Source organism: Hyphomicrobium sp. 01T421 (assembly GCF_056398805.1).
On record NZ_JBFTQC010000001.1, the window covers coordinates 759,584 to 783,152 of the forward strand.

Genomic DNA, 23,569 nt, shown 5'->3' on the forward strand with positions numbered 1-23,569 from the left:
AGGGACGCTCTTGCGCCCTCCAGTCGGCGAATGCCGAATATCGTCAGTATTCAGCTTTTCTCGGAACATTTTTTCCGCCCACGCACGCGAGACACAAAATGTCCGCGTACTTTCATCATGCAAATGCCTACTTTTCGCCGTTGACATCGCGCGCGACGAAACTATCTGATGCGACGTTTGCTGACGGCTAGCAGCAAATCGAGGGACAGGTGTCATGGTTCGCTTTTTGCGGTTGCGCCGTGCCCACGCTCGTGAGGCCAATTGAGGTCATTGAATGAGCGACAGGCCCCACTCTTTCCTCACTCCCAAATGCGAAGTTCATCCGACACCCGATCGCGGCGGCCACACCGTCGTCGCACGGGAAGCGATCGCCAAGGGCGAACTGATCGTCGTCTGGAGCGGCACGCTCGTCACCGGCGAGGAATTGAACGAGATGCCTCAGACGGTTCGGCGCTATTCGCTGCAAGTCGAGGAAAACCAGTACCTCGTCTCGCTTTCTGACTGTGAGCCGCCGGATTACGTCAATCACAGCTGTGATCCAAATTCCGGTCTCTCGGGCCAGATTACGCTCGTCGCCATGCGCGATATCGGGCCCGGCGAGGAAATCACCTACGACTACGCGACGAGCGACGGATCTCCCTACGACGAGTTCTCGTGCTCCTGCGGCGCGCCCCACTGCCGCGGCCACGTGTCGGGAGACGATTGGATGCGGTCGGATCTTTGGCGCCGCTACGCGGGCTATTTCTCGCCCTACCTGCAGCGTCGTATTTTGGCTGCCGAAGCCATGCGGGCGCTGGCCGCCAGGCGCCGGCGTTCCGCGCGGAAATCCATCGAGCCCGTTGTCGCCCCCGGCGAGTAAGCCGGCCGACGCCCGCTATTTTCCGCCGAGCTTCTGTCCGACGTGCGCGTCGAACGTTCGGTAGTCACAGGTCATTTCTTCACCCGCGCGAATATCGCGAAGGGCGATGTCGTAACCCTCGATCGCACCCTTCTCGTGGACGCCTGCCGTGTTGGGCTCGTCCGCATGGTTCATGAAACGGGCGTTGTCGGCGCAGAGCACGAATAAGCCGCTCGTGGCATCGAGGTAGGTATGATCGAGAATGCTCGAGCGCGCGGGCTCCGGCAGGCTGTCGATCTCGCGCTCCGTCAGCAGCCTGTCAAAATGGCGCATGAACCGCCACGTTTCAGTGCCCTTGGGAATATCCTGTTCCGCGAAAAGACCAATCCCTGCAATGGCGCTGACGCCCAGCCGTGTTTTGACCGTTAGCATGCACAAACGTCTCCAACTCGCATCGCCCCTGGCAAAAACCTCACCCGTGTCCCGTTTCTCGGGGGAACCCGAAGTGAACGGTTGACTGCCGCCGGACTGCCCACTCTTATCGTCCTGAAGGCCTGAGAGGCAGCCATCGGAGCGGGATCGGGGGATGGTCTATCTACCGTTTGTCGATGGGTTGCGGGCGTTGGCGATAATCGCCGTCGTCGCGTACCACGCTTTTCCGGGCGTGATCACCGGGGGCTTCGCCGGCGTCGATGTTTTTTTCGTTATCTCGGGATTCCTGATCACATCGCTCGTCGTCACCGAAATATCCGACGGCACATTTTCCCTTTATCGCTTTTTCGTCCGCCGCGCCCGGCGTCTCTTACCGGCGGCATTTGCCTGCGTCGTCGTGGTGACCGTGCTCTCGGCATTCATCCTGCTGCCGGATGCATTCTGGTACTACGGCCGCAGTCTTCTGGCGTTTATTGGTCTTTTCTCAAATGTCTTTTTCTACCTGACGGGCGGATATTTCTCGGCCCCCGCGCTTGAGAAGCCGCTCCTGCACACCTGGTCGCTCGCCGTCGAAGACCAGTTCTATCTGACGTGGCCGCTCATCTTGATGCTGGCTTCGCCCTTTCTGTCGAAACGCACCATCCTCGGCTTAGTGCTGCTGTCGCTTGGCGCGTCCCTGTGGTTCGCTGAAGTAAAGGTTTCGGTCGACCACGAATTCGCATTCTTCATGTTGCCGACCCGGGCCTGGGAGCTTCTCACCGGCGCGGCTCTGGCCCTGGTCGCGTCTGAAATAAAGCTTGGACGGGCGGCAAGCGAAGCCTTGAGCCTCGCCGGCATCGTCGCCGTTCTTTCGAGCTTCCTCCTGCTCAGTCCGCATTCGAATTTCCCGGGCTTAAGCGCCGCTCCGGCCTGCTTCGGCACCGCTGCCATCATCGCCGGCTGCATGTCGCAGAAAGTGCTATTGACGCGCCTGCTCAGCTACCGTCCCTTGGTGTTCGTGGGGCTGATTTCCTACTCGCTTTATCTGTGGCATTGGCCGCTGCTCGCGCTCGCGAGCTATCGCCTTGAGCGGCCGCTGGATGCCGGCGAAGCATCTCTGATCGTCTTCATCAGCGTGGCCGTCGCCATTTTTTCGTGGCGTTGGATCGAGCGGCCGTTTCGCAGTTCGCGCCGGATCGCGGATGCGCCTCGGGGAAGCTCGGCAACATGGGGCTTGTCCGACGGGAAGTTCGTTGTCGCGGCGCTGTCGTGCGTCGCGATCATGGCGATGTTCGCCGGCACCATCAAAGGCATGAAGGGTTTCCCCAATCGATACGCAGCCGACTCCCGGCGCGTATTGAGCCAGCTCGTCGCCGGCAACCCGGTTCGAATGCAATGCGATAACTTCGAAAACGTGTTCGCCAATGACGACGTCTGCAATTTTGGAAAAAGGCGGGACCCCGGCGGCTCCTATGAACTCGCCCTATTCGGCGACTCCATGGGAGACCATTGGGCGCCGCTCGTCGCCAAGTACGCGGAACATCGCAATCTCGCCGGACGCCAAGTTACGAACGGCGGCTGCCCCTTGCTGTTCGACGTTCCAATCCCTGCTGAAACAGACGACAAGACGGCCGAGTGCGCTTCCTATCAAGCCGAGGCCGAAAAGTTCGTCGAGCTGAATCCAAAGCTGAAGATCGCGGTCATCTCGGGCTTCTGGGAAAAGTGGCTGCGGCTCATAAATTCCGCAGCGGCTGAGGACGCAAAATCGGCAGATCATGCCGGAGGTCCCAAGTTCAATTTTGATGCCGCACTGGAGAGGACAATACGTGCATTTACCGATCGCGGCATCGTGGTCGTTATGATCGGTCAAATCCCGACGTACGATCCGCTGCCGGTTCGCTGCATAATAAGTGCGATTGAAAATCACCGGGACGCTGCAACGTGCGGCAAGTTGAAGACGGCGGCCCTGGAAGAACTGAAGCTCTCCAATGCGGCATTGCTCCGCGTCGCAGCCGCCAACCCCCGCGTAAGCGTTTCCTTGCCGTCCGATTTCATGTGTCAGGAGCAGCGATGCTCCCCGATGATGGATGGGATTTTGCTCTATAAGAACGGCGGCCACGTCAATCAGTTTGGGTCCGAGCTTTTGGAGCGGTTCATCAAATTCCCTGAGCTCGGCGAGGAGCCACTAGTCCCTCCGTCCTGATGCGTCTCAGCGCATCCGGACAGCGGAGTTATGCGTTCAATCGTTGAGGCGAAAGAGTTCCGCGCCTCCCGTCCAGAGAGATCAGAACAAACAAATTGGGAGCAGGGCTGTTGCGAGACTTTGGATCACTGATAATTTTTGCGATGATCGTGGCTGCCGCGGCATCGTCCGGCGCGTCGTTCATGCCGGGCGAATGGTATGCGGCACTCGAGAAGCCGGCGTTGACCCCGCCGAACTGGGCTTTCCCCGTGGCCTGGACCATCCTCTATATAATGATCGCCATCGCAGGGTGGCTGACATGGAGAGCCGCGGGCATCACCCCGGCTCTCGTCGTTTGGGGCTCCGGCCTGATCCTCAACGCCCTCTGGTCGTACGTGATGTTCGGCCGCCACGATATTTTCCTGGCACTTGTGGATATCGCCGCACTCTGGCTCGCCGTCGCAGCCTTCATAGCCCTGGCGTGGCCCATCGATCCGCGAGCGAGCTACCTGTTCATGCCCTATCTCGCCTGGGTCTCGTTCGCCGCATATCTTAACTTCGCTGTTTGGCAATTGAATTGAAACGGCTTTCGGCGTTGATGGTGCCGTCCGCACCCGCGGGCTTCACTGTCGCAGCGTGAGGCGTGAGGCAGGCGTTGCGGCAACCGCCGTCTTCGCGTAGGGGATGGCCCTGAACAGAGGCTCGCCCTGACTTTGACCGACGCCGTTCTCATCATCGATTTTGGAAGCCAGGTGACGCAGCTCATCGCGCGACGCGTGCGCGAAGCGGGCGTCTATTCTGAAATCCACCCGTTCCAGAACGCCGCTGAAGCGTTCGCCAAGTTGAAGCCGAAGGCTGTGATCCTGTCGGGCGGACCCGCGTCCGTGACCGAGGAAAATTCCCCACGCGCGCCCGATGCCGTGTTTTCATCCGGTGTCCCCGTCCTTGGGATCTGCTACGGCCAGCAGACGATGGCCGAGCAGCTCGGCGGCAAGGTCGAGACCGGCCACGACCGTGAATTCGGCCGCGCCTTCCTTTCAATCGAGACTTCAAGCCCGCTGTTCGAAGGCGCGTGGGCGCCCGGCGAACGCCATCAGGTTTGGATGAGCCATGGCGACCGCGTCACGCGCTTGCCCGACGGCTTTAAAGTCATCGCGACCAGCCAAAACGCTCCGTTCGCCGCGGTCGCCGATGAGAAGCGGCACTTCTACGCCGTGCAGTTTCACCCGGAAGTCGTGCACACGCCCGACGGCGCCAAGCTCATCGCCAACTTCGTGCACAAGATCGCCGGCCTGAAGTCCGACTGGACGATGTCGGCCTACCGCCGCGAAATGATCGCCAAGATCCGCCGCCATGTCGGCAAGGGCCGCGTCATCTGCGGATTGTCGGGCGGCGTCGATAGCGCCGTTGCGGCCGTCCTCATCCACGAGGCGATCGGCGAGCAACTGACCTGCGTCTTCGTCGATCACGGTCTGATGCGGCAAGGCGAGGCGGACGAGGTCGTCGGCCTCTTCCGCGACCACTACAACATTCCGCTCGTCCACGTGGACGCGTCCGAGCAGTTCCTGACAGCGCTCGAGGGCGTTTCCGATCCCGAGACGAAGCGCAAGACGATCGGCAAGCACTTCATCGACGTCTTCGAGGCGGAAGCGAAGAAGATCGGCGGCGCCGAATTCTTGGCTCAGGGAACGCTCTACCCCGACGTCATCGAAAGCGTCTCGTTCACGGGCGGCCCGTCCGTCACGATCAAGTCGCACCACAACGTCGGCGGCTTGCCCGAGCGCATGAACATGAAGCTCGTCGAGCCGCTACGCGAACTCTTCAAGGACGAGGTCCGCGCGCTGGGCCGAGAGCTTGGGCTGCCCGAAGCTTTCGTCGGACGCCACCCGTTTCCAGGACCGGGCCTCGCGATCCGCATCCCGGGCGAGATCACGCGCGAGAAGCTCGATATTCTTCGCAAGGCCGACGCGGTCTATCTCGATGAGATCCGCCAGGCCGGTCTCTACGATGCCATCTGGCAAGCCTTCGCGGTTCTCCTGCCCGTGCGCACCGTCGGCGTCATGGGCGACGGCAGAACCTACGATCATGTGCTGGGCCTTCGCGCGGTAACGTCCGTCGACGGCATGACCGCCGACTTCTACCACTTCGACATGGCCTTCCTCGGCCGCGTCGCGACGCGGATCATCAACGAAGTCCGCGGCGTCAATCGCGTCGTCTACGACGTGACCTCTAAGCCCCCCGGCACCATCGAGTGGGAGTGAGCTGACCCCTCAGCGGTGCGATCCACAACGCTATTGCTCCCTGCGATGAGGCAGCCTCTCGATGACCTCGTGCAATTGTTTGGCGAAGGTTTCGGGATGAAGCATGGGGGCCAGATGATCGCCCACCATCGTCTCGCATCGGCACGGCCGGCGACGCGCTAGCTCCCGCGCGGCTTGCGCGCAAAACGTATTCCCGCTGTCGGAACCAACGGCGGTCACCATCTRCACGCGATTGCGCTTCAGCGTGTCGAGGTCCGGAATGAAGTTATTGAAGGTCTGGAACTCGTGCGCGAAGAAGCGATCGTATTCGTCGCCGTCCTGATCAAAGCGCTCGAGTTCCTTATTGCTCTCGTCCTTGTCCGTATCGACTAAGGATCTCGCAAAAAGACTTAAGGCCGGCGCGGGGCCTTCGGTCAGATACTTGAGGTAGACCTGGTCGGCGAATTTGTGCCAGTCGCGAGCGTCTGGCTGCGGCAGAAGATTGATGACCGGGGGCTCATGCGCGACTAGGCCGTGGACGAGCAGCGGATAATCCTCGGTGAGTTTCAGCGCGATGTCGGCACCCGCACTATTGCCGAACACATAAGCCGGTTCTCCGCGGCCGGCGCCGGCGGCCTTGATGACCGCGGCAGCGTCGTGCGCCGCCTGATCCATTTTCAAGTCCGCATCTTTGTCTCCGGTGCTGCGGCCCTCCGCGCGCCGGTCGTATTTGATCACGGTGTAGTGGTGCGCGAGTTCACTCATCAGTCCGTCGAATTGTTTGCTGTCGCCATTTCCGCCGGCAACAAGGAGCAGGAAAGGCCCTGTCCCCTCGACGTCGTATGCGATCTCAGCGCCTTCCGATTGTACGAAGTTGGGTTTGTCCATGGACCGGCTCCACTTTGTCTTTGCCGCAGCTGACATGCGCCGAAATCGAGTCTCCGTGCCTGGCGGCCGGCTCCGCGTAGTCGGAGTCGCCAGGCACAACCAAAGCTGCCTGGCGGCCGGCTCCGCGTAGTCGGAGTCGCCAGGCACAAACCTAAGGGCCTCTCAAACTTCGACGTCGAACGAGTTTACGCGCCATTAGGCCCTCATCCGTTAAGAGCGGCTGGTTGAGATCGGGGGCAGATTTAACCATGACCAGCGTGCGGAACTTTGTGATCGTGAGCACATGCGCGTTCGTTTCTGGCATCGCCGCGCTCGCTGTAACAGCCGGCGAAATTCCTCAAGGCCCCGCAGGTGACGCATTCTACACACCGCCGGAGAAATTGCCGGACGGAGAGCGCGGCTCGGTGATCTATTCGCGTGCGCTGGATGGCACGATGGCGCTGCCCAGTGCGGCGCAGAATAGTTTGGTCCTCTATCGCTCGCTCGACGAAAATGGAAAGAGCACGGTCGTTTCCGGAACGGTTTCGGTTCCGAAAGGTGAACCGCCGGAAGGCGGCTGGCCGGTGATTACGTGGACCCACGGCACGACGGGTCTCAACGCCATCTGCGCGCCTTCTCGCGATACCGCTCAGGGCCCCGAGCATCCCTACATCGAGACGATATCGCACCTGCTCGACGGCTTCGTGAAGGACGGATTCGCAGTCGTCGCGACGGACTATCAAGGTTTGGGCGTCGCGGGCTTCCATCCGTTCTTGCAAGGCATACCGACGGCGCGGAACGCGCTCGACGTGCTGCGCGCCGGACGCATCCTTGAGCCGAAGATCGGCAAGCGCTACGCCGTCATGGGGCATTCTCAGGGCGGGCAAGTCGATCTCTTCGCGGCATCCGAAGGACCCTCGTATGTTCCTGAATTAGAACTCGTGGGCGACGTCGCATTCGCGCCGGGATCGCAGATCGCCGAACGCCTCGCCGCCGTCATGAAATCGGCAAAGACCGAGCTGTCGCTTCCGTACGTGCTCTACACGATTCAATCTTACGCGAAGACCGATCCGGCGATCGATCTCAAGCGCATCCTCACTCCGGAAGCGATCGCGCATTTGCCGGACCTGCATGAGCAGTGCATGAGCCACGCTTTGACGACCGGCTATTGGTCAACCGCGATTGCAAAGGATCAATTCGTCGCTAATCCGGATCTCGAACCGCTCCTGAAATTCGGTGCCAAGAATGAACCCGGCACCTTGAAAATTTCCGCGCCCACTCTCGTAATCCAGGGGACGCAGGACGTGACGGTATTTCCCTCGACGACGAACGCGCTGGTTCAGCAGATGTGCGCCGGTGGCAATGTCGTCGAATACAAAGTCGTCGACGGAGCCGATCACAATGGTTCGATGGTCTCAGGTGGCACAACCGCCAAGGACTGGATCAAAGCGCGCTTCGCGGGCAAGCCCGCGGAAAACAATTGCGCTTCCATCTTGAAGACCGCCACCGACTGACAACGCGGCCGAGAAGCCGGACAGAAGCTTTGCGGACGCGCTGTATCGAGAGCCTAGTCGATAAAGCCGAGCAACAAGGTGCTCGCGACCTCTCGCGCACTCGTGACAAGTGCCGCGTCCGGCACTTCGCCCGCAGTCCAGAACGAAAGCACGCCACGGAAGCCGAAGGCGAGCTGCCCAGGCAAGCAGCGCACCGCCTCTGCCCGCCGAGTCGCGATCAACCCATCGCCCGCGCCGAGCGCCAGCGCCCATAGAGCCGTTGAGCGCGCCAACACCTGTCCGGAAACAGGGCCAGGGGTGCCAAGCCATCCCATCACCGCGCGATTGACGCCCGGTTCCTCCAACATCACAGCTGCCGCCATATCGACGGCCAGAAGCACGCGATCAGACGCGTCCCCCAATGGCGGCGCGGCGAGGTAGCGCGCTTCCATCATCTCGATTCGCCGTCCGGACAGAGCGTGCATGATCGCCGCCTTGCTGCCGAACTGGTTGAACGGCGTCGCGAAGCTGACCTCCGCCTCGGCGGCCAGGTCCCGCATCGAGAAATCAGCCTTGCCGTCGCGGAGCAGCCGTTCAGCCGCGTCAATCACGCGCTGGCGAAGCGGCTCGCCTCTCATGCCCTTCGATGAAGTTTTGGTCTTGCTGTGTGCCATGCTCGTATCTATATCAAGATATAAATAACGTGCCAGCATGGAGTTTGATCATGACGGTTGCCGTCCAAGACTTTCCTCATCACCGGCGTCAGCTCGGGGTTGGGCCGGGCATTCGCCGAGGGCGCGCTGAGGGCAGGGCACGTGGTGATCGGCACAGTGCGGCGGGCCGCCGATGCCGAAGCCTTCGCAGTGCTCGCACCGGATCGCGCCCACCCGATCGTGCTGGACGTCACCGACTTCGACAAGATCCCGGGCGCGGTTGCGGCTGCCGAGCGACAGGCCGGCGCAATTGACGTGCTGGTGAACAATGCCGGTTACGGCCATGAGGGAGTGATGGAGGAGTCCTCCATCGACGATCTCCAGCGCCAGTTCGCTGCCAACGTGTTCGGTCCGGTCGCGATGGTGAAGGCGGTGCTGCCGGGGATGCGTGAGCGGCGACGCGGCCATATCGTCAACGTCACCTCGATGGGAGGCTTCATCACCATGCCGGGGATCACCTTCTATTGCGGCAGCAAGTTCGCTCTGGAAGGCATCTCGGAAGCGCTCGGCAAGGAAGTCGCGGGGTTCGGTATCCGGGTGACAGCGCTCGCTCCCGGCCAGTTCCGCACCGATTGGGCGGGGCGGTCGATGGATCGGACACCGCGCAGCATCGCCGATTACGACGCGGTTATGGACCCGATCCGCGCCGCGCGGCAGGCTAAGAACGGCAATCAACCGGGCGATCCGGCGAAGGCCGCGCAGACGCTGCTCGCGTTGGTCGAGGCCGAGAACCCGCCAGTACGGCTGTTCCTGGGCGAGGACGCTTTGGGGCTGGTCGAACAGAAGCTCGATGGGATGAAAGCCGAGATCGCCGCTTGGGATGCGCTCTCTCGCTCCACCAGCTTCGCATCATGATTTGCGCATAGGTATAGCGGTGATCGCGCACAATCTGCTCCGCTTGGCGCGAAGTATCGGCCTATTTGCGGGTTGCGGGCGCGGAGGAGAAAATCTCAGCGACCTCGGCGCCTGACGCGTCAGGCCGCAAGGCATAAAAATCCGCATTTTTCTCGAGCGCCATTTCGAGCTGCCTCTGGAAGGCTGTCCGGTCGAGCTCGATGGTTCCGAATTGACGCAAATGCTCGGTGACGAATTGCGTATCGAGCAGTGTGAAGCCACCCTTGATCAGCCGGGCCGCCAGATGGACGAGCGCGATTTTTGAGGCGTCGCGTTCGGTCGAGAACATGCTCTCGCCGAAGAACGCGCTCTTCAGTGCCACGCCGTAGAGCCCGCCAACCAACTCGTCGCCGTTCCAAACCTCGACGGTGTGGCACGCGCCGATGTCGAACAGCTCGCGATAGAGCGTGCGGATGCGCGTGTTGATCCAGGTTGACATCCGGCCCGCGCGCGGCGCCGCGCAACCATCGATCACGCGCTCATAATCGCTGTCGACCGTGACCCTGAAAGGGGTCGTTCTGACCGTTCTGAGGAGACGGCGGGGAATATGCAACCCATCGAGGGGCAGCACGCCCCGCTGCTGCGGTTCGATCCAGTAAAGCGCCGGATCGTCCGCGCTTTCCGCCATTGGAAAAATGCCGCAGCTATAGGCTTTCAGGAGAACCTGCGGCGTGATCTCGAACATTGGGTCGTCGCGCGACGCCATACTGCCAATTGCCAAGCGAACTCTCGGACGCGCGCGGAACATATCGCGCAGAGGCAAAGTCTACTTCATCCCTAAATGTTTTTCGAGCCAGTGAATATCGTAGACGCCATTTACGATGTCGGGGTCTCTAACGAGATCCTGGAACAACGGGATCGTCGTTTCAATGCCGTCTATGACGAACTCGGCCAGGGCGCGGCGCAAACGCATCAGGGCGTCATTGCGCGTCTTGCCCGTAACGATGAGCTTTCCGATGAGGCTGTCGTAGTAGGGCGGAATCCGGTAACCCTGGTAAACGCCGCTGTCGACTCTGACGCCAAGACCGCCCGGCGGGTGCCAATATGTGATCTGGCCCGGCGACGGGCGAAAATCCTTCGGGTTTTCGGCGCAGATACGGCACTCGATCGCGTGCCCCTTGAGCTCGATGTCGTCCTGCGTGAAGCTTAACGGCAACCCGGCCGCCACGCGGATCTGCTCGAGTACGAGATCAGTCCCGGTGACCATCTCGGTAACCGGATGCTCGACCTGCAGGCGGGTGTTCATCTCGATGAAGTAGAATTCGCCGTCCTCGAAAAGGAACTCGACGGTACCGGCGCCGCGATACTTGATCTTCTTCATCGCTTCCGCGACGGTCGTGCCGATCTTCTGGCGCTGGGCCGCGTTGAGAGCCGGCGACGGGCTTTCCTCGAGAACTTTCTGGTGCCGGCGCTGCAGCGAGCAATCGCGCTCACCGAGGTGGACGGCGTCGCCTTTGCCGTCTCCGAAAACCTGAATTTCGATATGCCGAGGTTTCAGCAGATATTTCTCGATGTAAACCGCATCGTCGTTGAAAGCCGCCTTGGCTTCCGACCGCGCCGTCGAAAGCGCCATGCCGAGGTCTGCAGCCGACGTCGCGACCTTCATGCCGCGGCCGCCGCCGCCTGCCGCCGCTTTGATGAGTACGGGAAAGCCCATCTCCTTGGCGATCTTCATCGCCTCGGTTTCGCTCGTCACCGCGCCGGCCGAACCCGGCACGACTGGAATGCCGAGCTTCTTCGCCGTTTCCTTCGCCTCGATCTTGTCGCCCATGATCCGGATGTGCTCGGACGTCGGACCGATGAACGTGATCTTGTGCTCTTCGAGAATCTCCGCGAAGCGCGCATTCTCCGATAGGAACCCGTAGCCGGGATGGACGGCATCCGCGCCGGTGATTTCGCAAGCCGTGACGAGCGCCGGAATGTTGAGATAGCTCTCGCGCGCCGAAGGCGGACCGATGCAAACGCTTTCGTCCGCGAGCCGGACGTGCATGGCGTCGGCATCGGCGGTTGAATGGACGGCGACTGTTGCGATTCCAAGTTCGCGGCAGGCGCGCTGTATCCGCAGCGCGATCTCTCCTCGATTGGCAATCAGTATCTTATCGAACATTTGCACTCCAGGGCGTCTTTGCCGGGGTTACCGGTAGCGCTCTATTCTATGATGATCAGCGGCTCGCCATATTCGACGGGCTGAGCGTTTTCGAAGAGGATTGCTTTGACGGTGCCGCTGCGCGGAGAGGGTATTTGGTTCATCGTCTTCATGGCTTCGATGATCAGCACCGTGTCGCCCTGATTGACCTTGCTGCCGACTTCACAAAACAATGGCGCGCCCGGTTCCGGCGAGCGGTAGGCGGTACCGACCATCGGCGACTTTACGGCGCCTGGATGCTTCGACAAATCGCCGGGAGCGGCGGCTGGCGGCTTTGCATCGCTCGCAGCAGCCGACGGAGCGGCGACGGGAGCCGGGGCATAAGCCTGCGGCGCGGCCGTAATTGAGATGGTCTTCGCGACGCGAACCTTGAGACCGCTCTTTTCGATCTCGATTTCCGTCAGCCCCGTAGCGTTCAAAAGCTCGGCGAGCTCGCGGATCATCTGACCTTCGGCGCTTCCCGCTTTCGGCCCTTGGTCTTTTGCGCTCATCAGTCCCGTGTCCTCGATTTTGTTGGCGTGCGTCTTATAGCGTAAGCTCGGGGTTCGGCGTCACGCTTTGCTTGTGGATTTGTTCACGATGTTGGCCATCGCCTCGATGGCAAGTTCGTAGCCCTTGGCGCCAAGGCCGCAGATCACGCCCGTCGCGGCGAGTGAAATGTAGGAATGCTGGCGAAATTGATCCCGCCGGAAGATGTTCGAGAGATGAACCTCGACGACGGGAAGGCTGACGGCTTGCAAGGCATCGAGAATGGCGACGGACGTGTGCGTGTACCCGCCCGCGTTGATGATGATGCCCTTCGCTTTGCCGCGCGCTTCCTGCACCCAGCTCACGATTTCCCCCTCAATGTTCGACTGCCGGAAATCTATGGAAAGCCCGTTCTTCGCCGCCGCCTTTTCCGTGCGGACGCGAAGATCGTCGAGCGTCTCGGTACCATAGACTTCTGGTTCCCGAACGCCGAGCATATTTAGATTGGGACCGTTCAGAACGTAAACGTGGGATGTCATGTTTTGGAGGCCGTTCGGGCACCGGACTGACGCCCGAGCCAATTGCGGAGCCCTGGGTCTATCAGCTTTCTACGAATGCGCAAAGTGCGCGGGCGGGGCCGCGCACTTTGACGTGCAAATATGGTAACTAGCTGTGGCAACTCGATATTTCGAGCAGGCAGGCTCAGCAGGTTGCGCACTTGTTCTTGCGGAAATCCGTAACGAGCGTTTCGAGCTGTTCGTGGAGGTCCTCCGGCGCGCCCGGAATCGATTTGTCGCCGACGAGGAAGTGCGGAGTGCCGTTGACGCCCATCGTCTTGGCCAACTTCATCATTTCCAAAAGCTCGTTCTTCACGTCGTCGCTCGCCATGTCGGCTTTGAACTTCGCCATGTCGAGGCCGAGCGATTCCGCGGCCTTCAATGACGACGCCTCATTGGCCTGCCCCTTGGAGCTGAGCATGGCCTGGTGGAATTCCCAATATTTGCCCTGCCGCTTGGCGGCCAGTGCGGCCTTCGCAGCCTCTTCCGAGCCCTTCGACAAGATGGGAAGCTCTTTGAAGACGACGCGCACATTCTTGTCGGCGGCGATCAGCTTCTGCACCTCGGGAAGTCCGTGCTTGCAGTAGCCGCAGTTGAAATCGAAGAATTCGACAACCGTGATGTCGCCGTCGGGGTTGCCCGCAACCGAGCTGTCCGGCGAGCGATAGATCGACTTGGCATTTTCGGCCATGAACGACTTGAGCCGAGCCTCCTGATCCTTCTGCGACTTCTCATCGAGCGCGGTCTGCACGTCGATCATGATTTCGGGATTCTTGACGAGGTAGTCTTTGATGATGTCGCCAAGGGCTTTTTTCTGGTCATCCGTGAAAGCGGTTCCACCCGCCGTCGGAGCGATCGTATCGGCGCGCGCGGCTCCGGACACAAAGTGAACTGCGGGAGAAAAAGCCGATCCCAACAGGGCCAATCCGAGGAAGGCTGCGGCGCACCTTTTGCCGGTCGAGGCCAAGTTGAGGGTATTCCGGAATGTGGTCTTCAAGGTCATTTGATCTAATCTCGCGTTGTCGCAGACTTAAAGCCGCTTAAGTCTGCGGTTTGTAATTGATGATGTCGTCATTTTTCAGCCACTCGGGTGAACCCGCCCGTAGCTGGGGTTGCGCGCGTTTCGCGAAAAGCTGCGCTTGCTTGACGTTTCCTTCGTAGAAGTAGGCTTGCGCCGTCATGGCGTCGGCTTCCGGGGACTTCCCCTGCTTATAATATACATTGGCGAGCAGCCTGTAAGCGCGGCCGTTCTCGGAATCGTCTATGAGGGCTTTACGCAATAGCTCCACTGCTTCCTTTTGCGCCTCGGCGCCATCGCCACTTTGCAGCGCAGTCGCGAGTTCGACGCGAATTAATGGGCTGTTCGGCGCCAGCTTGAGAGATTGTCGCAGGCTTGGGATCGCAGCGGCCATTTTTCCCGACCTCATCAGGAAGTCTGCCTTGAGCTCATGGAAATAGGGGTACGACGGGTTCTCGCGGATCATCCCTTCGGTGTCCTGTAAGGCAGCTTCGAGAGCACCAGGACCGCCTTTGAAGAATTTCCCGATCGCCCGCGCATAGCGGGCCGGAAGCGTCGTATTGCTTTCGGGGTATCGGTTGAACACGGTCTGCGGGTTTTCAAGATAGCCCGAAAGCTTCGCTCGCATGAGATCATGGCGGAGCTGCAGGGACGGCGGGTCCTTCTGCGCGAAGTAAGGGCTCGTCGTCGCGAGTTGGTTCAATCGTGCTAAGCGGTCGACGGAAAGCGGGTGAGACCGCACGAACGGATCTTGAAACTGATCCGTCAGATATTCCTGTTCCTTGAACCGCTCGAACGTGTCGAGCATTCCCTTGCCCGATTGCTTCGTCGCGGTGAGATATTGAATGCCGGCTTGGTCCGCGGCCGACTCTTGCGATCGCCGCTCAGCCAGCAGCCCCTTCATGATGACGCTGGTGCCGCCCTGTAGCAGCGCCTGGCCGCCCTGCATCGTCTCGCGGCCGCCGGTGCCGCCTGAGACGCCGCCCGCGACCATTGCACCGATGCCGAGAACCTGCGTGAGCAACGCGCGCGTCTGATCCTTCGCGATCCGCGCCCTGAGCGCCGCCATGTGACCGCCGGCGATATGCCCGCTTTCATGCGCGATCACCCCGATGACCTCGTTCGGAGTGTTGGCCTGCATCAGCGTTCCCGTGTGCACGAACACGTTGCCGCCATCGAGAACGAACGCGTTGAACGCATCGTTGTTGACGATGCGGACCGTCACCCGGCCGCCACCGAAACCCGCAGCTTGGAAAATGGGTTTGGCATAGTCCTGCAACAGGGCCTCGATCTCCGCATCGCGGATGAGCGGAAGGCCTTGGGCGCGAACGCCGCCAGTAAACGTCAGCAGCGAAGCGAAAAACACCGCAGCCACAAGCAAGCCGCTTTTGGCGGCCGAGAACGCCGCAAATGTCCTCGGAAGTTCAGGCATTGGATGTGCCCCGATCTCGATGAACCTGTCGAGACGCCACGCGCGGTCAAACTAGGCAGCAAGCCCGGCGGGGTCAAATACGACGCAAACGATTACCGCATCAGTCATCACTTTAGGGCATTCGCGTGACAAGTGAGAATAACGAAAGCCGAATGGACATTATCCAACGCCTTCAGCGCCGTCGATCTCTGACGCCCGATGGGTGACGCTCGGCCATGAGGAACTCGGCCATGAGCAACTCGACATGAGGAAAGAGGCTGAAGCACGTGCTTCAGCCTCTCCCGATCATTATTCGCCGCTGAACTTTCTCTGCCACCAGCCCTTGCGCTGCGGAACAGCTTGAGCTTCCGCAACCGTACCGTCGGTCTCTTCGCCGGGCCGAACGACAACGCGCTCGATACGCGGCTCGCTGGATCCGACTTCGTGACGGCGCCGAAGCGAAGTCACCGGAGCGGGCGCGCTTTCTTCGGCGACGCGCGGAGTTTCAACCACAGGCGCCTCGACCTTCTTTTCGACAGCCGGAGCCATGACCGCAGGTGCCGCGACAGCCGGAGCAGAAGCCGCGGCGTCCACGGGCTCGCCTTCACCTTCGCCCGAGGGCTGGGATGCAACGTCCCAGATACGGCGCGGCCGATGACCTCCACCGCTGGATCTGTCAGCTGAACCGCCGGTCCTGCCCTCTCCCCGCGCGGGTGCGCTGCGAGGCGCTTTTTTCACCTCAGCGGGTTCGCCAGCCTCGATACCGTCCTCAACGTCGGGTTCGAACGACTCGACATCGACGATGTCCGGCTGCTCTCCGCCGTAGCTTACGGCGTCGCTGCCTTCGGTCGTCGGGCTCGAGCCCTCGCGACCACCACGTTCTCGACCGCGACGGCCGCCACGGCGGCCTCTGCGACGGCGCCGGCCCGGCTTGTCGCCACTGCCTTGCTCTCCGAAGCTTGCTTCGTCCGCCGACGGCTGGCCATCGTGATCTTCATCGTCGCCGCCGCCGGCTTCGACATCGTCGTCGCCCTGCGGATGGGCCTGTGAGCGGGAATGAGGCTCGGCAGCGATTGCGCCTTCGGCATCTCCGCCGCGTGGCTCGAACGACTCGCGCTCACGGCCTTCGCCGCGATCCCGTCCGCCGCGTCCACGACGACGGCGGCGACGGCCGCGCCGGCCGCCACTTTCGTCGCCGTCACCACGGCTGCCTTCGCGGCCAACGGCTTCGTCGTCGGCATCGTCTGCGCTGGGCGTAATTTCGATCTCGCCGCCCTCGAAGGCTGGCGCATCTTCTTCGCCGTCGAAGCCCCAATCCATATTGACGGCCGCACGCTCGACGCGCCGCACAGGTGCAGCCGCGCCGCCACGTTCGACGGTGAAGTTCGCGCCCTGAATCCGATCGCTGCCGAGCACGGTGATCGTGTGGCCGTGACGGGCTTCCATGTCGGTGACGTAGGCACGCTTGCTGTTCAGGATGTAAAGCGCGACGGCTGGCGTCGTCGTCGCCGTCAGCGGCCCGGTTGCGCCCGCAGTGATTGCGTCTTCGAGACCGCGGAGCACCGCGAGCGCGATGCTTTCGGTCGAACGGATGATGCCGGTGCCTTGGCAATGCGGACACTGCGAGGTCGAGCCCTCGAGCACGCCCGTTCGGAGCCGCTGCCGCGACATTTCCATGAGGCCGAAGTGCGAAATGCGGCCGAGCTGGATGCGCGCGCGATCGAAACGAAGAGCGTCCTTCAAACGTCGCTCGACAGCGCGGTTGTTGCGCTTTTCTTCCATGTCGATGAAGTCGATGACGATGAGGCCCGCAAGGTCGCGGAGCTTCAACTGCCGGGCGATTTCATCGGCGGCTTCGAGGTTCGTCGCGAGTGCCGTCTCTTCGATCGAGAACTCGCGGGTCGATTTGCCGGAGTTGACGTCGATGGCGACCAGCGCCTCCGTCTGATTGATGACGATGTAACCGCCGGAGCGCAGCGTCACCTGCGGTTGGAACATGGCGTTGAGCTGGCGCTCGACACCGTAGCGCGTGAAGAGCGGTGTCGGGTCCCGGTAGGGAACGACATTCTTCGCGTGGCTCGGCATCAGCATCTTCATGAAGTCGGCGGCTTCCTGATGCCCCGCTTCACCGGCGACGACGATCTCCTCCACGTCCTTATTATAAAGGTCGCGGATCGACCGCTTGACCAGATCGCCTTCTTCATAAACGAGGCTCGGGGCAGTGGACTGCAGCGTCAGTTCGCGAACGCTTTCCCAGAGCCGGAGCAGATATTCGAAGTCGCGCTTGATCTCTTGCTTCGTCCGCGCAGCACCCGCAGTGCGGATGATGAGCCCCATGCCCTCCGGAACCTCGAGTTCCTGAGCGATGGCCTTGAGCCGGCGGCGATCCTGCGGGTTGGTGATCTTGCGCGAGATGCCGCCGCCACGGGCGGTGTTGGGCATTAAAACGGTGTAGCGGCCGGCAAGCGACAGATAGGTGGTGAGAGCGGCGCCCTTGTTGCCCCGCTCTTCCTTGACGACTTGGACGAGGATGATCTGGCGACGCTTGATGACTTCCTGGATCTTGTAGCTCCGCGGGCGGCGGCGCTGGCGCTGAGGAGCTTCCTCGCGATATTCACGGCCCGAGCCGCCTTCCTCTGCGTCTCCGCCGCGCTCGTCGCGCAAGGCGTGCTGCTCGGGATGGTCGTGGTCGGAGTGATCGTGCTCGGAGTGATCGTGGTCCGAATGATGATGGTGTTCGATATGATCTTCGTCGTCGGCGTCGCTGCCAGCGTCGCTCTCGTCGTGGTCGGGCTGATCGTCCTCGTCGCTGGACGCCTCGTCGTGATGAGCTTCTTCGCTCGCGCTGGCCGCCTCGTCGTCGGCGTCGGCATCGTTGTCGTTGCGCGCAGCGGGAGGCGCGTCCTGGCGTTCCTTGGCGGGAAGCTCGGAGCGAACGTCGTCATCGGAGGTCGCGACCGACGCAGCGATGACGCTGACCGGCTCCTCGTCCTCGTCGCCGCCAATCTCTTCGATGTGTTCGTCTTCCTCGACGTCGACGATATGCGCCGTCTCGGCACCAACTTCATCGGGGCCGTGGTCGCCGAAGTCTTCGTCGCCGTTGGCTTCGCTTTCGCTCCGCTCGGCGACTTCCGAGCCGCCGCGTGAGGACGAGCGCCGCGCGAGCGCTTCGGCACGCCGGTCAGCGGCGGCTTCGAGCTCGGCTTCGGCTGCCGCTTCCTCGTCGAGGAGCGCCTGCCGGTCGGCGACCGGTATCTGATAGTAGTCGGGATGGATTTCGTTGAAGGCAAGGAAACCGTGACGGTTCCCGCCGTAGTCTACGAATGCGGCCTGAAGCGACGGCTCAACGCGCGTCACCTTTGCAAGATAGATATTTCCGCGAAGCAGCTTGCGGGCTGCACTTTCGAAATCGAATTCCTCTACCCGGCCATTCCGTTGAACCACGACCCGAGTCTCCTCGGGGTGGGTGGCATCGATGAGCATTTTCGTGCTGGACATTGCTTATGTTCCTTGGCGCGCCGGGGCGGCGGCTCGCATCTCGAACCGCGAACAACGGAGCGGATTGCGAGATTCGCGCGGCGGCGCGTGCTTTTGGTTGATGGCGCTGAAAACGTGGTGGGGGACCGCGCCGCTTTCTGCATCATCCCGGTCCCGCCACTGCGCGAAGCGCGCGCGGGAACGCATAGGGGTGCCGAGTGGACCGAGGTCCGTTGGGCGGCGCCGTGGTGGATGATGCAAGCTGTCGTCATGGCCTGTCGTGTATTGCCCGGCTGCATGTCCAGAATTGGGGGACGGCCAGCCGAGGTGAAAAAATTCGACGCCTTCCGGCATCGCGATGGATCAACAATGGTCGCCCGGCAATCCGCGCTTTTACCCGACTGACAAATCGGGGCGACCGGTACAAAGTCTTAACGCCCCGTCAAAGGGACCGCCGGGGGTCCCGAAGCCAAGGCCGTGCAACCTGCTGAGCGACGTGATACTTCCGTACGCTAGCCTCGAGCAGGCGTCATCCGTGCTCACCTAATTACCTGGGAAAGCAGAGCTTTTTATCCCCGCAGCAGGCCGATCAGGTATCGCAAGCGCCCATTCGACAAACACCATCTAGGCGTGTGTCTCGAACGCCACCGAATACAATTCAAACTGTACGAGGTCGCCCCCGCCCTGGCAAGTGCTATAAACCTAGAGCCGAAACGTCCCCGAGTAGTGCGAATGAGTATTTTATAATACGAATGAAAACAAAGCTTTAACGATACGCCGGGGACGAGGCGATTGGGGTGACGAGGGAGAGCAATTCGGCGATGCGCCACCCGGTAGAACTTTTGCGGAACGCCCTCGCGGCGGCGTTAGCAGTGCTGTGGACGCTTGCCGGCATGTCGGCGTATGCGGCCGAGGCGCTGGATGCGCATCTGACCGTCACGGGGCGGTCTACGATCTTCGAATTGACGATGAGCGAGGGGCTGACCGCTCAAGTCTTCACCCTCGCCAATCCCTACCGCGTCGTCCTCGATTTGCCGGATCTTTCGTTCCGCCTCGACCCATCGGCCGGTCAAAAAGGGGCAGGGCTCGTTTCCGCATTCCGCTACGGCCAGTTCGCTAAGAACAAATCGCGGATCGTCATCGACACCAAGGGGCCGGTGAAGATCAACTCAGCCAACATGACGAGGCTCAAGGGCACGTCCGCCGTTAAGCTTGCGATCGCGCTGATGCCGATTGATGCCGAAACATTCGGCGCGGGGACCGGAGCGATGACGCATTCCGCAGCCTACGAGCCGGATGCGGAGCCCGCCACGCCCGAAAATTCCGAAGTAAAGCGCAAGCCCCACAGCAAGCCGGTCATCGTGATCGACCCTGGACATGGCGGCATCGATCCCGGTGCCATCGGCGCGAACAACGTGACCGAAAAGACCATCGTGCTCGCCGTCGCGGCTCAGCTGAAGGAGGCGCTTACGAAAACGGGCCTTTACGAAGTCAAAATGACCCGCGCCGACGACGTATTCATCTCGCTCGATCATCGGCTCAAGTTTTCCGCCGATAACGCCGCCGACCTGTTCATTTCGCTACACGCCGATTCAATCGAGGAGAAAACCGCCAAGGACACGATCCGCGGCGCGACAATTTATACGCTCTCGGGCCAGGCGTCCGACGAGCAGGCGCGCATCATGGCCGAAAAAGAGAACGCGTCCGACCTCATCGCCGGCATTGAGAACTTCGATCGTGGCGGCGGCGATCAGGTCAAAAACATCCTGATAGATCTGCTCAAAAGAGAGACTTCTAATTTCTCCGCAGATTTTTCGCAGGTCTTGGCGAAGCGATTGGGCAAGACGATTGCAATGTCGCGCATTCCCCGCCGGTCCGCCGCATTCAAGGTGCTGAAACAAACGCACGCGCCGTCAGTGCTCGTTGAATTGGGCTATCTCAGCAACCAGACGGATGAACAGCAGATGTTGACGGCCGATTGGCAATCGAGGGTATCAGTGGCCATCACTGAGGCTGTGCAAATTTACTTCAACAAGAGAACGGCCTCACAGCCGTGAGGCAATAGGTCGGCACATAGGGTACGGACGACGTGCTGCCACATTCCGTGCTAATGTGCGCAGCCTCTGAGGGTATTGTCATTGTTGCGGTGCGGCAATAGACGTAGGCCCGCGATCGATCGAAAAAACTAAGCCAGCGCCAGACTGACGGAATCACGAATTTGATGCGCGCGCCAACGCTGCCGCCACCAACGGCGCCAAAGAGAAGAAAAAAGCGGCGACGGAGCCTGCTGCTCAACTTCCTTGGGTTCGCATTTGGAACCTTCGTACTGATATTCATCGCGGGCTCTGCTGGCGCTGGGTTCATGATCTGGCAAGCCTCGCGCGATCTGCCCGATTACGAGAGCTTGTCCAAATACGAGCCCCCGGTCATGACCCGCATCCACGCCCATGACGGATCGCTGATATCGGAGTTTGCCCGCGAGCGGCGCATCTTCGTTCCGATCAATACGGTCCCGAAACGCGTTCTGGGTGCTTTCCTCTCGGCCGAGGACCGCCGCTTCTACGAGCACGGCGGCGTCGACCTTCAGGGCATTTTGCGCGCGGTCTACGCCGCCGTCGAATCCAAGGTCCACGGCTCCAACAAGCGGGCCCAGGGCGCATCCACGATCACGCAGCAGGTCGCGAAGAACTTCCTGCTGACCAACGAGCGGTCGATCGAGCGCAAAATTAAGGAGGCGATCCTCGCGGTTCGCATCGAGGGCGCCTATTCGAAGGATCGCATCCTCGAACTTTATCTGAACGAGATCTTCCTCGGAATGAACTCGTATGGCGTCGGCGCCGCCGCGCTCACCTATTTCAACAAAGAGCTGAAGGATCTCGATATCGAGGAAGCCGCCTATCTCGCAGCGCTTCCCAAGGCACCGAACAATTACCACCCGTTCCGCCAGAAGGAAAAGGCGACCGAGCGGCGGAACTGGATCATCGGGCAGATGGCCGAGAACGGCTACATAACCAAGGAAGAAGCCGAAGCTGCCAGAAAGAAGCCGCTCGTCGTCAACCTGCGCCCCAACGCGGTGCATATCTCGACGGCCGAATTCTTCGCCGAGGAGGTGCGCCGCTCGCTTCTCGCCAAGTACGGCGAGGACAAGCTTTACGGTGGCGGCTTGTCCGTCCGCACGACGCTTGATCCGCAACTGCAGCAATATGCCAAGAAAGCCCTGATCAACGGCCTCGCGAAGTTCGACCGCACGCAAGGTTGGCGCGGACCCGTCTCCCACATCGATATTTCAGGCGACTGGGGTATCGCGCTCGGCAAGATTCCGAGCCCGTCCGACATTCAGCCATGGCGCCTCGGCGTCGTGCTGGAAACGCAAAAAGCGAAGGCCATCATCGGCTTCAAGCCCGCGCGCCAGCAGGATGCCACGCTCGTCAAAGACCGCGAGGCAGTCGAAGTCTCGCTCGACGAGATGAAATGGGCGGCCAAACGTCCCGGCGCCAAGAAAATCGACGCCAAATCGACCAACGATATCTTGAAGCCCGGCGACGTGGTCTACGTCGCTCCCAAGGATGCCAGCAACATCCAGGGCGCCTGGTCGCTGATGCAAATTCCGGAGGTCGGCGGCGGCCTCGTCGCGATGGACCCCTACACCGGCCGCGTCCTCGCAGTGGCGGGCGGCTTCTCCTACGACATGAGCCAGTTCGACCGGGTCATTCAGGCGAAGCGTCAGCCTGGTTCGGCCTTCAAGCCCTTCGTCTATGCCTCGGCAATCGACAACGGGTACAAGCCGACGTCGATCATTCTGGACGCGCCGATCGAGATCGATCAGGGCCCCAACCAGGATGTCTGGCGGCCGAAGAACTACGAGACGAACTCGACCATAGGCCCCGAAACGTTGCGCTTCGGCATCGAGCATTCGCGCAACCAGATGACCGCGCGTCTCGCGCAAGACCTTGGCATGCCCGTCATCACCGAATACGCGAGACGCTTCGGCATCTATGACGATCTCCTGCCGGTGCTCTCCATGTCGCTTGGTGCAGGCGAGACGACGCTCCTGCGTATGGCGACGGCCTATTGCATGCTGGCGAACGGCGGCAAGGAAGTCACGTCGACCCTCATCGACCGAATTCAGGATCGCTACGGCCGCACGATCTGGCGGCATGACGAGCGCCAGTGCATGGGCTGCATGGCCGATCGGTGGGCGGGACAGCCCGAACCGGAACTGGTCGATGGCCGTCGTCAGATCATCGATCCGCACACTGCGTATCAAATGACGAGTATCCTCGAAGGCGTCGTGCAGCGCGGCACGGCAACGGTTCTGAAATCTCTCAACCGTCCGGTTGCGGGCAAGACCGGCACGACGAACGAAGAAAAGGATGTGTGGTTCCTCGGCTATACGCCCACGATGGTCGTCGGCGTTTTCGTTGGCTACGACACACCGAAGCCGCTCGGAAAAGGCAACACGGGCGGCGCCATCGCGGCGCCGATGTTCGGCGAATTCGTGCAGGACGCGCTGGGGGCAACGCCTGCCGCACCGTTCCGCGTGCCGCCCGGCATCAAGTTCGTGCGCATCAACCCGAAGACCGGACTACGAGCCTCGGCCGACGACCCGCGTTCCATCATGGAAGCGTTCAAGCCCGACGAAGAGCCGGACGACGCTTACGCGATGATCGGTATCGCGAACGCAACGGCCGACGCTTCGCCCCCGCCGCCTCCGCCGCCGCCCTTCGGGGATCGGATGGCGCGCCCCGCGCCGCCCCCCTCCCGGCCGGATAGCGGGACACTTTCCCCAAATGGGATGTGGTAATTAACGTTGCGCCGATTGCCGCGCAGCGTCCGCGATCGTTTACAGCGCCG

General features: G+C 61.3%; 18 protein-coding genes. 8 read left to right on the forward strand and 10 right to left on the reverse strand.

The window, feature by feature from the left end; translation table 11 throughout:
* Positions 1 to 274 precede the first annotated feature (274 nt).
* Positions 275 to 859: an SET domain-containing protein gene (locus AC1DK3_RS03515; RefSeq protein WP_477190901.1), complete on the forward strand. Its 585-nt coding sequence runs from the start codon at positions 275 to 277 to the stop codon at positions 857 to 859.
* A gap of 15 nt (positions 860 to 874) precedes the next feature.
* On the opposite strand, the gene AC1DK3_RS03520 is transcribed toward AC1DK3_RS03515, so the two are convergent.
* Positions 875 to 1,270, reverse strand: coding sequence for an SET domain-containing protein (locus AC1DK3_RS03520; protein ID WP_477190902.1), 396 nt, complete (start codon positions 1,268 to 1,270; stop codon positions 875 to 877).
* 154 nt (positions 1,271 to 1,424) lie between these two features.
* Here AC1DK3_RS03520 and AC1DK3_RS03525 point away from each other — a divergent pair, with 154 nt between their 5' ends.
* From AC1DK3_RS03525 to guaA, 3 genes are all read left to right on the forward strand, one after another.
* Positions 1,425 to 3,452, forward strand: a complete 2,028-nt coding sequence (locus tag AC1DK3_RS03525; protein WP_477190903.1) for an acyltransferase family protein — start codon at positions 1,425 to 1,427, stop codon at positions 3,450 to 3,452.
* Positions 3,453 to 3,595: 143 nt separating this feature from the next.
* Complete coding sequence (locus AC1DK3_RS03530) at positions 3,596 to 4,012, forward strand: TspO/MBR family protein (protein WP_477190904.1); 417 nt, start codon at positions 3,596 to 3,598, stop codon at positions 4,010 to 4,012.
* A 132-nt stretch (positions 4,013 to 4,144) separates the two neighbouring features.
* Positions 4,145 to 5,692 carry a glutamine-hydrolyzing GMP synthase gene (guaA, locus tag AC1DK3_RS03535; RefSeq protein ID WP_477190905.1) on the forward strand — a complete coding sequence of 516 codons (1,548 nt, stop codon included), beginning with the start codon at positions 4,145 to 4,147 and terminating at the stop codon, positions 5,690 to 5,692.
* A gap of 30 nt (positions 5,693 to 5,722) precedes the next feature.
* Here guaA and AC1DK3_RS03540 read toward each other — a convergent pair whose 3' ends face one another.
* Positions 5,723 to 6,559 carry an alpha/beta fold hydrolase gene (locus AC1DK3_RS03540; protein ID WP_477190906.1) on the reverse strand — a complete coding sequence of 279 codons (837 nt, stop codon included), beginning with the start codon at positions 6,557 to 6,559 and terminating at the stop codon, positions 5,723 to 5,725.
* Positions 6,560 to 6,807: 248 nt separating this feature from the next.
* On the opposite strand from AC1DK3_RS03540, the gene AC1DK3_RS03545 reads away from it, so the two are divergent.
* Positions 6,808 to 8,052: an alpha/beta fold hydrolase gene (locus AC1DK3_RS03545; RefSeq protein WP_477190907.1), complete on the forward strand. Its 1,245-nt coding sequence runs from the start codon at positions 6,808 to 6,810 to the stop codon at positions 8,050 to 8,052.
* Between the two features lie 53 nt (positions 8,053 to 8,105).
* Here AC1DK3_RS03545 and AC1DK3_RS03550 read toward each other — a convergent pair whose 3' ends face one another.
* Complete coding sequence (locus AC1DK3_RS03550) at positions 8,106 to 8,705, reverse strand: TetR/AcrR family transcriptional regulator (protein WP_477190908.1); 600 nt, start codon at positions 8,703 to 8,705, stop codon at positions 8,106 to 8,108.
* Positions 8,706 to 8,762: 57 nt separating this feature from the next.
* Here AC1DK3_RS03550 and AC1DK3_RS03555 point away from each other — a divergent pair, with 57 nt between their 5' ends.
* Positions 8,763 to 9,599: an oxidoreductase gene (locus tag AC1DK3_RS03555; RefSeq protein ID WP_477190909.1), complete on the forward strand. Its 837-nt coding sequence runs from the start codon at positions 8,763 to 8,765 to the stop codon at positions 9,597 to 9,599.
* Positions 9,600 to 9,660: 61 nt separating this feature from the next.
* Here the strand turns inward: AC1DK3_RS03555 and aat are convergent, their stop codons facing one another.
* The 7 genes from aat to AC1DK3_RS03590 all read right to left on the reverse strand — a co-directional run bounded on the left by aat (position 9,661) and on the right by AC1DK3_RS03590 (position 18,736).
* Entirely contained in the window at positions 9,661 to 10,344 is a 684-nt protein-coding gene (gene aat / locus AC1DK3_RS03560; protein WP_477192861.1) for a leucyl/phenylalanyl-tRNA--protein transferase, read from the reverse strand.
* Positions 10,345 to 10,404: 60 nt separating this feature from the next.
* The gene (gene accC / locus AC1DK3_RS03565; RefSeq protein ID WP_477190910.1) at positions 10,405 to 11,745 is read right to left on the reverse strand and encodes an acetyl-CoA carboxylase biotin carboxylase subunit; all 1,341 of its coding nucleotides are present in this window, start codon (positions 11,743 to 11,745) and stop codon (positions 10,405 to 10,407) included.
* A gap of 41 nt (positions 11,746 to 11,786) precedes the next feature.
* A complete protein-coding gene (accB, locus tag AC1DK3_RS03570; protein ID WP_477190911.1) occupies positions 11,787 to 12,275 on the reverse strand; it encodes an acetyl-CoA carboxylase biotin carboxyl carrier protein in 489 nt (162 codons plus the stop codon).
* 60 nt (positions 12,276 to 12,335) lie between these two features.
* Positions 12,336 to 12,791: a type II 3-dehydroquinate dehydratase gene (gene aroQ / locus AC1DK3_RS03575; protein WP_477190912.1), complete on the reverse strand. Its 456-nt coding sequence runs from the start codon at positions 12,789 to 12,791 to the stop codon at positions 12,336 to 12,338.
* 163 nt (positions 12,792 to 12,954) lie between these two features.
* Positions 12,955 to 13,812: a DsbA family protein gene (locus AC1DK3_RS03580; RefSeq protein ID WP_477190913.1), complete on the reverse strand. Its 858-nt coding sequence runs from the start codon at positions 13,810 to 13,812 to the stop codon at positions 12,955 to 12,957.
* 37 nt (positions 13,813 to 13,849) lie between these two features.
* On the reverse strand, positions 13,850 to 15,259 hold the full coding sequence (locus tag AC1DK3_RS03585) for a M48 family metalloprotease (RefSeq protein WP_477190914.1): 1,410 nt from the start codon (positions 15,257 to 15,259) through the stop codon (positions 13,850 to 13,852).
* Positions 15,260 to 15,547: 288 nt separating this feature from the next.
* Positions 15,548 to 18,736, reverse strand: a complete 3,189-nt coding sequence (locus AC1DK3_RS03590) for an Rne/Rng family ribonuclease (RefSeq protein ID WP_477190915.1) — start codon at positions 18,734 to 18,736, stop codon at positions 15,548 to 15,550.
* Positions 18,737 to 19,536: 800 nt separating this feature from the next.
* Between AC1DK3_RS03590 and AC1DK3_RS03595 the strand changes: the two genes are divergently transcribed.
* Both AC1DK3_RS03595 and AC1DK3_RS03600 read left to right on the forward strand, forming a co-directional pair.
* Complete coding sequence (locus AC1DK3_RS03595) at positions 19,537 to 20,772, forward strand: N-acetylmuramoyl-L-alanine amidase (RefSeq protein ID WP_477190916.1); 1,236 nt, start codon at positions 19,537 to 19,539, stop codon at positions 20,770 to 20,772.
* Positions 20,773 to 20,936: 164 nt separating this feature from the next.
* On the forward strand, positions 20,937 to 23,519 hold the full coding sequence (locus AC1DK3_RS03600) for a penicillin-binding protein 1A (RefSeq protein ID WP_477190917.1): 2,583 nt from the start codon (positions 20,937 to 20,939) through the stop codon (positions 23,517 to 23,519).
* Positions 23,520 to 23,569 lie beyond the last annotated feature (50 nt).

Excerpts from the sequence above, each read along its gene's own strand:
- AC1DK3_RS03515 (WP_477190901.1), top strand. The coding sequence starts at position 275 with ATGAGCGACAGGCCCCACTCTTTCCTCACTCCCAAATGCGAAGTTCAT.
- AC1DK3_RS03520 (WP_477190902.1), bottom strand. The coding sequence starts at position 1,270 with ATGCTAACGGTCAAAACACGGCTGGGCGTCAGCGCCATTGCAGGGATT.
- AC1DK3_RS03525 (WP_477190903.1), top strand. The coding sequence starts at position 1,425 with ATGGTCTATCTACCGTTTGTCGATGGGTTGCGGGCGTTGGCGATAATC.
- AC1DK3_RS03530 (WP_477190904.1), top strand. The coding sequence starts at position 3,596 with ATGATCGTGGCTGCCGCGGCATCGTCCGGCGCGTCGTTCATGCCGGGC.
- AC1DK3_RS03545 (WP_477190907.1), top strand. The coding sequence starts at position 6,808 with ATGACCAGCGTGCGGAACTTTGTGATCGTGAGCACATGCGCGTTCGTT.
- AC1DK3_RS03550 (WP_477190908.1), bottom strand. The coding sequence starts at position 8,705 with ATGGCACACAGCAAGACCAAAACTTCATCGAAGGGCATGAGAGGCGAG.
- aat (WP_477192861.1), bottom strand. The coding sequence starts at position 10,344 with ATGGCGTCGCGCGACGACCCAATGTTCGAGATCACGCCGCAGGTTCTC.
- accC (WP_477190910.1), bottom strand. The coding sequence starts at position 11,745 with ATGTTCGATAAGATACTGATTGCCAATCGAGGAGAGATCGCGCTGCGG.
- accB (WP_477190911.1), bottom strand. The coding sequence starts at position 12,275 with ATGAGCGCAAAAGACCAAGGGCCGAAAGCGGGAAGCGCCGAAGGTCAG.
- aroQ (WP_477190912.1), bottom strand. The coding sequence starts at position 12,791 with ATGACATCCCACGTTTACGTTCTGAACGGTCCCAATCTAAATATGCTC.
- AC1DK3_RS03580 (WP_477190913.1), bottom strand. The coding sequence starts at position 13,812 with ATGACCTTGAAGACCACATTCCGGAATACCCTCAACTTGGCCTCGACC.
- AC1DK3_RS03585 (WP_477190914.1), bottom strand. The coding sequence starts at position 15,259 with ATGCCTGAACTTCCGAGGACATTTGCGGCGTTCTCGGCCGCCAAAAGC.
- AC1DK3_RS03590 (WP_477190915.1), bottom strand. The coding sequence starts at position 18,736 with ATGTCCAGCACGAAAATGCTCATCGATGCCACCCACCCCGAGGAGACT.
- AC1DK3_RS03595 (WP_477190916.1), top strand. The coding sequence starts at position 19,537 with ATGCGCCACCCGGTAGAACTTTTGCGGAACGCCCTCGCGGCGGCGTTA.
- AC1DK3_RS03600 (WP_477190917.1), top strand. The coding sequence starts at position 20,937 with ATGCGCGCGCCAACGCTGCCGCCACCAACGGCGCCAAAGAGAAGAAAA.